12 protein-coding genes are annotated in these 10,486 nt (G+C 63.8%); all 12 read left to right on the forward strand.

Annotated features, from left to right (window positions below):
• Nucleotides 1–29: 29 nt before the first annotated feature.
• The 12 genes from MY55_RS13600 (at nt 30) to MY55_RS13655 (ending at nt 10,468) form a co-directional block, all read left to right on the forward strand.
• Nucleotides 30–617: a hypothetical protein gene (locus tag MY55_RS13600; protein ID WP_065202523.1), complete on the forward strand. Its 588-nt coding sequence runs from the start codon at nt 30–32 to the stop codon at nt 615–617.
• On the forward strand, nt 559–2,625 hold the full coding sequence (locus MY55_RS13605; protein WP_065202524.1) for a phage terminase large subunit family protein: 2,067 nt from the start codon (nt 559–561) through the stop codon (nt 2,623–2,625). Before MY55_RS13600 ends, MY55_RS13605 begins: the two co-directional genes overlap by 59 nt.
• A gap of 11 nt (nt 2,626–2,636) precedes the next feature.
• Complete coding sequence (gene gpW, locus MY55_RS13610) at nt 2,637–2,891, forward strand: gpW family head-tail joining protein (RefSeq protein WP_065202525.1); 255 nt, start codon at nt 2,637–2,639, stop codon at nt 2,889–2,891.
• Nucleotides 2,891–4,552, forward strand: a complete 1,662-nt coding sequence (locus tag MY55_RS13615) for a phage portal protein (protein ID WP_065202526.1) — start codon at nt 2,891–2,893, stop codon at nt 4,550–4,552. The genes gpW and MY55_RS13615 overlap by 1 nt, the downstream gene beginning before the upstream one ends.
• On the forward strand, nt 4,549–5,412 hold the full coding sequence (locus tag MY55_RS13620; protein WP_065202527.1) for a S49 family peptidase: 864 nt from the start codon (nt 4,549–4,551) through the stop codon (nt 5,410–5,412). Before MY55_RS13615 ends, MY55_RS13620 begins: the two co-directional genes overlap by 4 nt.
• 16 nt (nt 5,413–5,428) lie before the next feature.
• Nucleotides 5,429–6,103, forward strand: a complete 675-nt coding sequence (locus tag MY55_RS13625; protein ID WP_065202528.1) for a hypothetical protein — start codon at nt 5,429–5,431, stop codon at nt 6,101–6,103.
• Nucleotides 6,104–6,129: 26 nt separating this feature from the next.
• The gene (locus tag MY55_RS13630) at nt 6,130–6,801 is read left to right on the forward strand and encodes a head decoration protein (protein WP_065202529.1); all 672 of its coding nucleotides are present in this window, start codon (nt 6,130–6,132) and stop codon (nt 6,799–6,801) included.
• Between the two features lie 65 nt (nt 6,802–6,866).
• Complete coding sequence (locus MY55_RS13635) at nt 6,867–7,913, forward strand: major capsid protein (RefSeq protein WP_065202530.1); 1,047 nt, start codon at nt 6,867–6,869, stop codon at nt 7,911–7,913.
• A 2-nt stretch (nt 7,914–7,915) separates the two neighbouring features.
• Entirely contained in the window at nt 7,916–8,242 is a 327-nt protein-coding gene (locus MY55_RS13640) for a head-tail joining protein (protein WP_065202531.1), read from the forward strand.
• Nucleotide 8,243: 1 nt separating this feature from the next.
• Nucleotides 8,244–8,780 carry a hypothetical protein gene (locus MY55_RS13645; protein ID WP_065202532.1) on the forward strand — a complete coding sequence of 179 codons (537 nt, stop codon included), beginning with the start codon at nt 8,244–8,246 and terminating at the stop codon, nt 8,778–8,780.
• A gap of 3 nt (nt 8,781–8,783) precedes the next feature.
• The gene (locus tag MY55_RS13650) at nt 8,784–8,975 is read left to right on the forward strand and encodes a DUF2635 domain-containing protein (RefSeq protein ID WP_065202533.1); all 192 of its coding nucleotides are present in this window, start codon (nt 8,784–8,786) and stop codon (nt 8,973–8,975) included.
• Nucleotides 8,972–10,468 (forward strand): phage tail sheath subtilisin-like domain-containing protein, encoded by a 1,497-nt coding sequence (locus MY55_RS13655; protein WP_065202534.1) that lies wholly within the window; start codon nt 8,972–8,974, stop codon nt 10,466–10,468. The genes MY55_RS13650 and MY55_RS13655 overlap by 4 nt, the downstream gene beginning before the upstream one ends.
• The last annotated feature ends 18 nt before the right edge of the window (nt 10,469–10,486 follow it).

Raw genomic sequence — 10,486 nt, forward strand, 5'->3', positions numbered from 1 at the left:
GCTATAGGTCCTGAAAGGTGTTCGCACCCATGTCTGAACTGATTTCGCTGAGAGAGTTTGCGCGACGAGAAAATTGCTCCGACACACTGGTACGCCGTGCCGTAAAACAAGGCAGGCTGGTGCTTTCGGACGGGGGGAAGATAGATGCGGGACTGGTGGGCACAGCATGGCGCGAGGCCAACGCAAAGGGTGCGAACACTGCGAACACAAGTGCGAACAGTTCGCAGGGTGTTCGCAGTTCGCAGTTCGCATCGGATGGCAACGTACACCAGTCCCTTGAGGAAACCGCCCGCAGCATGATTGCCGGCGGCGCGGTGCCGGATCGCGACTATGCCGAGGCGTTGCGTATCAAGGAAAACTATCTCGCCCTGCTCCGCCAGTTGGAATACGAGCAGAAGTCCGGGCAGCTGATTGAAATAGAAGTGGCCAAGGGGGTGCTTTTTGAGTGTGCCCGGGCGGCGCGCGATGCCTGGCTGAACTGGCCGGCGCGCGTCGGCCCCTTGGTTGCCGCCGACCTCGGACTCGAGGCCGATCGTGTAACTGAGGTACTGACCGAGCATGCGCACAAGCACATTCAACAGCTCGGTGACCCTGAGGGGGACTTCGGCCAAGGCTGAGTTACTCCGCGCGTCCTTTGTTCGCGGGTGGACGCCGCCTCCTCGCATCAGCGTGCCGACCTGGGCTGACAGATACCGCAAACTGGCGCGGGAGGCCGGCAGCACTTCCGGCAACTGGGAGACCGCTACGGTCGAAGTTGCCCGCGGCCCGATGCTCGCAGTCACAGAGCCCGGCGTGCACATCATCACCACGATGTGCTGTACCCAATTGATGAAAACGGCGCTGATCGAGAATGTGTTCGGCTATTTCGCGCACTTGGACCCCTGCCCCATCTTGCTGCTGCAGCCTAAGGATGAAGCCGCTGAGCAGTTCTCCAAGGAGCGGATCTCCCCGCTGATCCGTGTTACGCCGGCGCTGCGCGATCTGATCGGCTCCAGCAAGACAAGAAATGCAGACGAGACCCTGCTGTATAAGTCATTCCCTGGCGGATTCTTGGCGCTGGCCGGCGCCGGTAGTCCTGACAACCTGGCTCGGCGCCCCATTCGCGTTCTGCTGTCCGACGAGGTCGACAAATACCCGGTCACGCGCGAGGGCGACCCAATCACGCTGGCTGAAGAACGGACTGCGACATTCGGTGTCAACTGGCTTTCAGTTCGAGCCTGCTCCCCCACTCTGGAGGATGAAAGCCGGATCGCCGACAGCTATGGAGAGTCCGATCAACGGCGGGCTTCGGTTGAGTGCCCGCATTGCGGCGAGCGCGTATTCCTGGACTTTTTCAAGCACGTCAACTGGGACAAGCCTGACGGTCGGCACGATCCAAAGACTGCGCGAATCTACTGCGACTGCTGCGGATCAGGCTGGTCTGAGGGTGAGCGCCTGCGCGCGCTACGCACCACCCGGTGGCATCAGACAAGGCCCTTTGACTGCTGCGGGCATCGGCACTCTCCTCTGGACTTGTATGAACAGGCGAAGCAGGCCGGCGGAGACTCAGTCGCAGCAGTCTGGGACTGGTGGGATGGTGAACGGCACGCGGTATACCGCGCCAAGTGCCCGGAATGTGGTGAATGGGGAGTCGACAACTCACATGCGGGATACCAGGCCAGCAAACTCTTCAGCCCCTGGCAAAAGGACAAGCCGGCCGATATCGCCAGGAAGTACTTGGCGGCAAAAGGCGACGCCGACAAAGAGCAGGCATGGTGGAACACCCAGATGGGATTGCCGCACCGCCCACACTCTGGCAAGGAACTGCGCCTGGAGTCGCTGGTAGCGCGCTGCGAGGTTTGGCCAGGCGAAGTGCCGGACGGCGTTGCTGTTCTTACCGTTGGCATTGACGTACAGGACTATCGGTTGGAGATGGAGGTCGTAGGCTGGGGGCGCAATGAAGAGTCCTGGTCCATCGACTACCACGTGATCGATGGGGAAATGAGCGAGCCCGAAACTCAGAAACAACTGGACGAGTACCTGAAGCGGATATGGCGGCGGGACGATGGTCGTGGCTTTAGTGCAATGGCCGCGTGTATCGACTCGGGCGGCCACCATACCCAGGCAGTGTACGAATTCGCCAAAGCCCGCCTCGGGCGAAAAGTTTGGGCCATCAAGGGAGAGTCGGCACGGAGTGGGCAACGAAACCCCGTCTGGCCGACTAAACGACCGCGATCGCGAACCAAAGCGACTTTCCGTCCCATTATCTTGGGCGTGAATGCCGCCAAGGACACCATCAGAAATCGACTGCACCTGGAGGTGCCGGGCCCTGGCTACATGCACTTCCCTACCGACCGAGACATCAACTATTTCGCCCAGATAACAGCAGAGCGAATTGTGGTGAAAGAAACCGGCGGCGTCCGCTACCGGGTATGGGAGCAACCATCCGGCAAGGCCAACGAGGCGAGCGATTGCCGAGTCTACGCCTATGGCGCGCTGTGTGGCTTGCTGCACTTCGGATTGAAATTAAACCAACTTTCGACATCAACCGCGGTGAAAGTTGAGCAGGCAGCCCATTCAAATGCTTTGCCCGAAGAGGCGAAGCTGCCGGCCGCCAAGCGCTCTCTCGTCCGTCGCATGGCATAGGAGCCCACGTCGTGTTCACGCCGCAAACCAACAACTTCACCGGCATCCCGCAGGCCACGCTGCAGCAATGGCTGACGGAGGCGCAGCTGGCGCTCCACCGGCTGAGTACCGGCGGCCTGGGTGAGTCGTACTCGTACACGCAGGGCGACGGCACCAAATCCGTAACCTATACCCGCGCCAACCTGGCCCAGCTGCAGCAGCACATCAACTCGTTGATGTACGCGCTGGGGATGAGGAGGCGCAGGCCAATCCGACCGGTGTTCTGATGGAAAACCAAATCACTTTGCTGGGGTCGGATGGCCGCCCGCTGCCGCCGGCGCGCGCTTCGTTCGGCGACTCAACGGTCAGAACGGAAGGCCTTCCGCTGGCTGGTTCATCGGTGTTTCCGTATGACGCCTCCAGCTGGTCGACGCAGGAAATGGGCGACTGGCTGCCGTTTATCCGCTCGCCGGATGCGGAAATCAACCAGTTCCGCGACCGGATGGTGGCACGCAGCCGCGATCTGGTGCGCAACGATGGTCTGGCCCAGGGCGCGGTCACCCGCATTCTGGACAACACCGTCGGCGTGTCGATGCGCCTGTCGTCGATGCCGGATTACCGCGCGCTGGCCACGATGACGGGTATCAGGGAATTCGACGCGGTATGGGCCAACGAATTCCAGCAGGTGGTGGAAGCGTTGTGGCGAGGGTTTGCCGACGACATCGGCCGCTACAACGACTTGTCGCGCCAGTTGACGGTGTCGCAGCAGCTTCGCCTGGGGCTGCGGCACAAGCTGGTAGACGGCGACAGCTTGATCGTCAACTACTGGAAGCCGGACAGGGTCTATCCCGGCGCCGCTCGCTATGCAACCTGTTACTTGGTGGTGGACCCGGACAGGCTGTCCAACCCGTGGCAGATGGTGGACACCAAATACCTGCGCAATGGGGTGGAAATCGACGACGACGGCGTGCCCATCGCCTACCACATCCGCAAAGCCCACCAGAACGACTGGTACAACGCGATCGAGTCCAACGAGTGGGAGCGGATAGAACGCGAGGATGACGACGGCTGGGTGCGCGTCATCCACGATTTCGAGCGGGATCGTGCCGGGCAGAACCGCGGCATCGGCATTTTCACGTCGGTGCTCAGCCGGTTCAAGATGCTGGCGCGCTACTACGGCGTGGAGCTACAGGCCGCCACCATCGCCTCTTCGTTCGGCACCTACATCACCAGCCCGTTCGATTCCGCTCAGGTGGAGGAGGCGATCAATGGTAGTGATGAGCTGTCGGCATACCAGGACCTTCGGGCCGATTTCCATGAGGCGCGGCCGGTCATGCTCAACGGCGCGCGCATCCCGACGCTGGCGCCGGGCGAATCCATCGAGACCGTGGCCGCCGCCCATCCGCATAGTGGATTCGGCGAGTTCGTCCGCGCCATGCAACTGACGTTCGCCGCCGCCTCCGGCATTTCGGCGGAGCAGATCACGCAGGACTGGTCCCGCACCAACTACTCGTCAGCGCGCGCCGCGCTGCTGGAGAGCTGGAAAACGCTGGAGCGGCGCCGCGCCGAATTCAAGATCGGCACGGCCTCGCCCATGTACGCCACCTGGCTGCATGAGGCGATGGACAACGGTGACCTGCCGCTGCCGCGCAATGCGCCGGATTTCCTTGAATTCCGGACGCAATATGCGCGGTGCGAATGGCTCAGCGTCGGCCGAGGCTGGGTGGATCCGGTCAAGGAGCCTCAGGGGTCCGTCTTGAAGATGGACGCCGGCCTATCAACGCTGAAGCGCGAGTGCGCGGAGCAAGGCCTCGACTATGAGGAAGCCATCGATCAGCGCGCGCTGGAAGTTCGGAAATTCAAGGAAGCCGGCCTGAAACTGCCTGATTGGTATGGAGCCCCGGCCACCGAGGCCTCAACCCCTGAAGAAAGCCCAACCCCGCAATGATCAACTACCCACATCTGGCTCAGCGGCTGTTCAACGTGCCGCTGGCCATCACCCCGCAAAAAGCGGAGGTGGTGATGGCGGCGCTGGCCGATCGCTTCGGCTTGGCGCGTCTGTTCCATGCGAATGGCCGCGTGGTAGCGCTGGACGACTGGGATGGTGATGTCGGCGCGCCGGCTGAGACCAAACCATATCAGGTGGTCGCCGGCGTGGCCGTCATCCCGGTCAGCGGCACGCTGGTGCAGAAACTGGGCACCATGCAGCCGTATTCCGGCATGACGGGCTATGACGGCATCCGCGCCAACCTCAGCCTGGCGCTGGCGGATGACTCGGTGCATGGCATCGTGTTCGACATCGATTCGCCGGGCGGTGAAGTGGCGGGCTGTTTCGATCTGGCCGACGCCATCTACGCCGCGCGTGGCGAGAAGCCGATCTGGTCCATCCTGACGGAAAACGCCTACAGCGCCGCCTACGCGCTGGCCAGCGCTACCGATCGCATCATCGTGCCGCGCACTGGCGGCACCGGCAGCGTGGGCGTGATCTGCATGCACGTCGACATGTCCAAGGCGCTCGGCGCCGCCGGCGTCAACGTCACCATCATCCACTACGGCGACAAGAAGGCGAACGGCAGCGATGTGCGGCCACTCTCCTCCGAGGCGCTGGCTGATTTCCAGGCTGATGTGGATGAGATGGGCGAGCTGTTCGTCGACACCGTCGCCCGCAACCGGGGCATTTCTGCCCGCGCTGTTCGCAGCACCCAGGCTGGCACCTTCATGGGGGCCGCCGGCGTCAAAATCGGCTTTGCTGACGCCGTGATGGCGCCGGATGCCGCATTCCGTTCCCTGCTGGCCAAGCTGGGCTAACCCTCTGGAGATATCCATGTCTTTTCTTAGCAGCCTGTCGGGCAAGCTGTCTTTTGCCCATCTCGCCGGCGTGTCCGGCTCCCGCGGCAGTCGCGCCGATTCCGGCCAGGACGATGACGACGACGGCAAGCGCAGCCGCCGCGCCGAGGACGATGATCTGGACGATGATGACCGCAAAAACAGTCGGCGCGCCGAAGGCGATGATCCGGACGACGATGACGACGACGGCAAGCGCAGCCGTCGCGCCGAGGGCGACGATCCGGACGACGATGACCGCGATGGCGGCAAAGGCAAGCGCGGCAAGAAGGCCAAGCGTGCCGAAGAGCCGGATGCGGACGAGGACGAGGACCGCGACAACGATCCGGACGCCGAGGACGACGAGGACGAAATGCACGGCAAGAGCGCCTGCGCCCGTGCCCGCCGGCGCGAACGCGCTCGCTGCGCCGCCATCTTCGGCAGCAAGGCGGCCGCCCGCAACCCGGTGTTGGCCGCCAACCTGGCATTCAACAGCTCGATGACGCGCAGCGAAGCGCTGGCGGTGTTGCGCGATACGCCGGCTGGCGCTCCGGCTGGCAACGCCGGTCGCGCCGCGCGTAACCCGCAGTTGGGTGCTACCGATGGCGTGCCGCCCAGCGGCAAAGCTCAGCAGGCCAGCGCGTGGGACAAGGTCTTCGCCAAGGCCCGTCGATAACCTATTCCGATCAAGAGGACTGATATATGGGTAACCCTACTGTCGCCCCGCTGCAAGAGTGGTGGCATAACGGTGGCTTCCTGGTTTCCGAAGCCTCCGGGCATCAATCGCGCGACCAGATCCTGCTGACTGGTGGCCAAATGGTCCTGGCCGGCACCGTCTTGGGTCAGATTTCGGCCAGCAATGCCGCGCCGGTCGCCAGCGCTGCGGCTGGCGCAGCCAACGTCGGCAACGGCACGCTCACCATCGGCACGCAGCCGCAAGCTGGTTTCACCCCGGCGGGCCTGTTCACCATCACGCTGACGGCGCCGACTGTGTTCAGCATCACCGGGCCGGGCAATTTCAACAACGTGGACCTGCCTGTCGGCACCGCGCTGGACGCCGATGGCATGGTGTTCACTGTAGCGGCCGGCAGCACGCCGTTCGCGGTTGGTGATTCGTTCACCATCACCGTCACGTCGCCGGGCACTGCTGGCCAGTGGCGCCCGCTGAATCCGGCGGCGACGGATGGTTCGCAAGTGGCCGCCGGTGTGCTTTTCGCCTCCAAAGACGTGACCACCGGGCCGAAGCCGGCGCTGGCGGTCACCCGCCTGGCGGAGGTGAATGGTTCCGAACTGCTGTGGCCGCCTGGCATCACGCCCGCGCAGCAGGCGGTCGCCATTTCCCAACTGGCGCAACCCCACATCCTCGTCCGCTGATACCGCCAGCACCCATCCAGAAAAACCGCCTCCGGGCGGTTTTTTTATTCCCGAAAGGCTGATCCATGCCCGCCAATATCCTCGACATCTTTCATCAGGATGCGTTCTCGGCCATCACGCTGACCGATGCAGTCCAGCGCAACCCGTACCAACCGAACGGTCTGGGTGAGCTCAACATTTTCGACCCCAACCCGATCCGCACCAAAGCGCTGGCGGTTGAGGAGCGGCAAGGCAAGCTGGTGCTGATCCCGTTCAGCGAGCGCGGCGGAGAAGGCACCCAGCGCACCACCGAGAAGCGCAAAATGCGATACTTCGACGTGCCGCGGCTGATGCATGACGACACCGTCTACGCCGAGGAGCTGCAAGGCATTCGCGAATTCGGCCAGGAATCCGTGCTGATGCAGGTGATGGAAGAGGTGGAGCGCCGCCTTTCCGGCCCCACTGGCCTGCTGGCTTCGGTGGAGTACACCAAGGAATACCTGCGGCTGGCCGCCGTGCAAGGTCTGTGTCTGAATCCCGGTGATGGCAGCGTGCTGTACAACTGGTTCGACGAATTCGGAATCAAGCAGGCGCCGGAGGTGGGGTTCAATCTCGCCGCCGGCGTCGCCAACACCTTGCGCCCGATCTGCAATGGCATCACTCGCGCGATGGCGCGCGCTGCGCAAGGCTCGTTCACCTCCAGCACCCGCGTCCATGCGTTGTGTGGCGACGGTTTCTACGACCTGTTTTCCAATCACCCGGACGTGATCCGCACCTTCCTGAACTGGAGCGATGCGGCCGAGTTGCGGAATAACGGTCAAGGGGGTGCCTTCGACTCCTTCGAGTTCGGCGGCATCCGCTGGTGGAACTACCGCGGCTCGGATGACAACGCCACGATCAAAATCCCGGACGACAAGGTCAAGTTCTTCCCGGTTGGCGCCCCTGGCATCTTCCGCGAAGCCAACGCGCCTGGCGAAACCGTAGACTGGGTCAACACCCCGGGCAAGCCGGTGTACGTACTGCCGATCTTCGATACCGTGCGCCGCATGTGGTGGAAGATGGAGACCTACTCCTACCCGCTGTTCATCTGCACCCGTCCCGAGGTGTTGATGTCCGGCCGCGCGGAGTCCTGACCGTGATCGACTGGGACGCCGCAGTCCTCGCGCCGCTGGAGGGGGTGTTTGGCGAGCCGGTGACGTACACCACGACCACCGGCCAGTCGATTTCCATCTCCGGCGTGTTCGACGAGGCATACCGCGCTGTCGACGGATTGGGCGGGTCGATCTACACCTCCACCTCCCAGCCGGTGCTGGGTATCCGGGCGGCCGCGCTGCCGTTCCCGCCGCAGTCAGGCGACGTAGTCGCCATCCTGCGGACGGGCATCGTCTACTCGGTGGCGGATGTTCACCCTGACGGCCACGGCGCCATCAAGCTGATGCTCAACTACGTGTCCGGAGGTTGACATGCTGTTCCGCACCCAACTCCGAAGCGCGGTGGTGGCGGCGCTGCAGGCGGCCAACACGCTGGCCGGCCAGAAGGTCTATGTGCCGCGCGACCTCCCCACCACACCTCCCGGCATGCCGCTGATCCTGGTGCAGACCCCAATGGAGCGCAAGCAGGGCCGTGGCCCGCTGGGCGCTCCCCAGTTCTTAACCACAGCTACGGTAGCGGTCAATGCCAGGGTGGTTGGCGCCAGCGCCGGTGAGGCCGAGTCGCTGCTGGACACCCTCTGCGATCAGATCGAAAACGCCGTACTCACCAACTACACCGTGCTGCGCATGGTGCAGCAGGTGCTGGCGGTGGAAACCGAGATCGAGGTGACTGGCCAGCAGCGTGAGCATCTGGGCGAGGCCTGGCTGCGATTCGACTTCGAATACCCCGAGGTGTTCGAGCCTTCTATCAATCAGCCGCTCATCGATGTCCACGGTGCGGTGTCGGCTACCGTCGGCACGGCAAGTGCCCCGCCGGTCGAGTTCGATTTCTCCATTCATCAGGAGTGACCCATGTATGTCAAACCCAAGGCTGGGTTCGCTATCCGCGACCCCGACCTGCTCGACCTATTGCCCGCCGCCGGCCGCGAGGTTCCCGATACCGATTACTGGCTGCGCCGGCTCCGCGATGGCGATGTTGAGCAGGTAGCGCTGGCTGTGTCCGTGGACGCCACCGACACGGCCAAGAAAGGCGGTGATAAATGACCATTCCCTTCAAGACCATTCCGCAGGCCCTGCGCGTCGGGCTGTTCTACGCAGAGATGGACAACAGCCGAGCCAACACCGCGCAGGCCAGCCAGCGCGCGCTGATCATCGGCCAGGCGACCGCCGCCGCCATCGTGATGGGAACGGTGCCGAATGTGCCCGTCATCAGCCAGGGCGTCGCGGATGCCCAGACCGTGGGCGGCCCCAACTCCATGCTGGCGCTGCTGACCGCGTGGTATCGCAAAAACGACCAGTTCGGCGAGGTGTGGTATCTGCCGCTGGCCGATGATCCCGGCGCCACGCCGGCTGCCGGCAGCATCACCATCGCCAGCGCGCCGACGGCGGCGGGGACGTTCTATCTGTACGTGGCCGGCATCCGCTACGCCATCCCGGTACTGCCGACGCAGCAACCGGCGCAGATCGCGGCCTATATCGCCAGCGTGCTGTCGGCCGACGCCGGCTGCCCGCTGCTGGCCACCAACGCCGCCAACAGCGCGGTGGTGACGCTGACGGCGGTCAACAAAGGGCCGTGCGGCAACGACATCGATCTGCGGCTGAACTACCTGGGCCCGACCGGCGGGGAAACCATGCCGGCCGGCCTGGGTGTTCAGATCGCCGCCATGTCCGGCGGCGCGACGGCGCCCAGCTTGGCGACAGCGCTGGCGAACCTGGGGGACCAGCCGTTCGATTTCATCGTCTGCCCGTTCAACGACACCACCAGCCTCAACGCGCTGCAGCAGTTCATGAACGACCAGACCGGCCGCTGGAGCTACGCCAAGCAACTTTACGGCCACGTGTTCACCGCGCTGCGCGGCACGCTGGGCGCGCTGACGACCTTCGGTGTCACGCGCAACAACCAGCACGAAACGGTGATGGGCTTCTACGACAGCCCGACGCCGGCGTGGCTGTGGGCCGCGGCTACCGCCGCCGCCACGGCCGTCAGCGTGCGCGCCGACCCGGCCCAGCCGCTGCAGACCGTGCCGCTGATCGGCGTGCTGGCGCCGCCGGTGCAGAGCCGTTTCCAGCTGACCGATCGCAACACCCTGCTGTACGACGGCATCAGCACCTTCACAGTGGCGCAGGACGGCACCGTGGCGATCGAGAACCTGATCACCACCTACCAGAAAAACGCGTTCGGCAATGCGGACAACAGCTATCTGGAGGTGGAGACGATGTTCACCCTGGCCTATGTGGTGCGGTTCCTGCGCACCCGGGTCACCAGCAAGTTCGCGCGCGTGAAGCTGGCCGCAGACGGCACCAAATTCGCGCCGGGCTCCAACATCGTCACCCCGTCGACAATCCGCGGGGAGTTGGTGGCCGCGTATGGCGAGCTGGAGCACGCCGGCATCGTGCAGAAAAGCGCCGCATTCAAGGCTGCGCTGATCGTCGAACTGGATGCCAGCAACCCCGGCCGCGTCAATGTTTTGTTCGCGCCGACGCTGGTCAATCAGCTCCGTATTTTCGCGCTGCTCAACCAATTCCGGTTGATGTAAGCCGTCACCCACAGAAAC

It is taken from the genome of Chromobacterium subtsugae (genome assembly GCF_001676875.1).
Classification (GTDB): Bacteria; Pseudomonadota; Gammaproteobacteria; order Burkholderiales; family Chromobacteriaceae; genus Chromobacterium; species Chromobacterium subtsugae.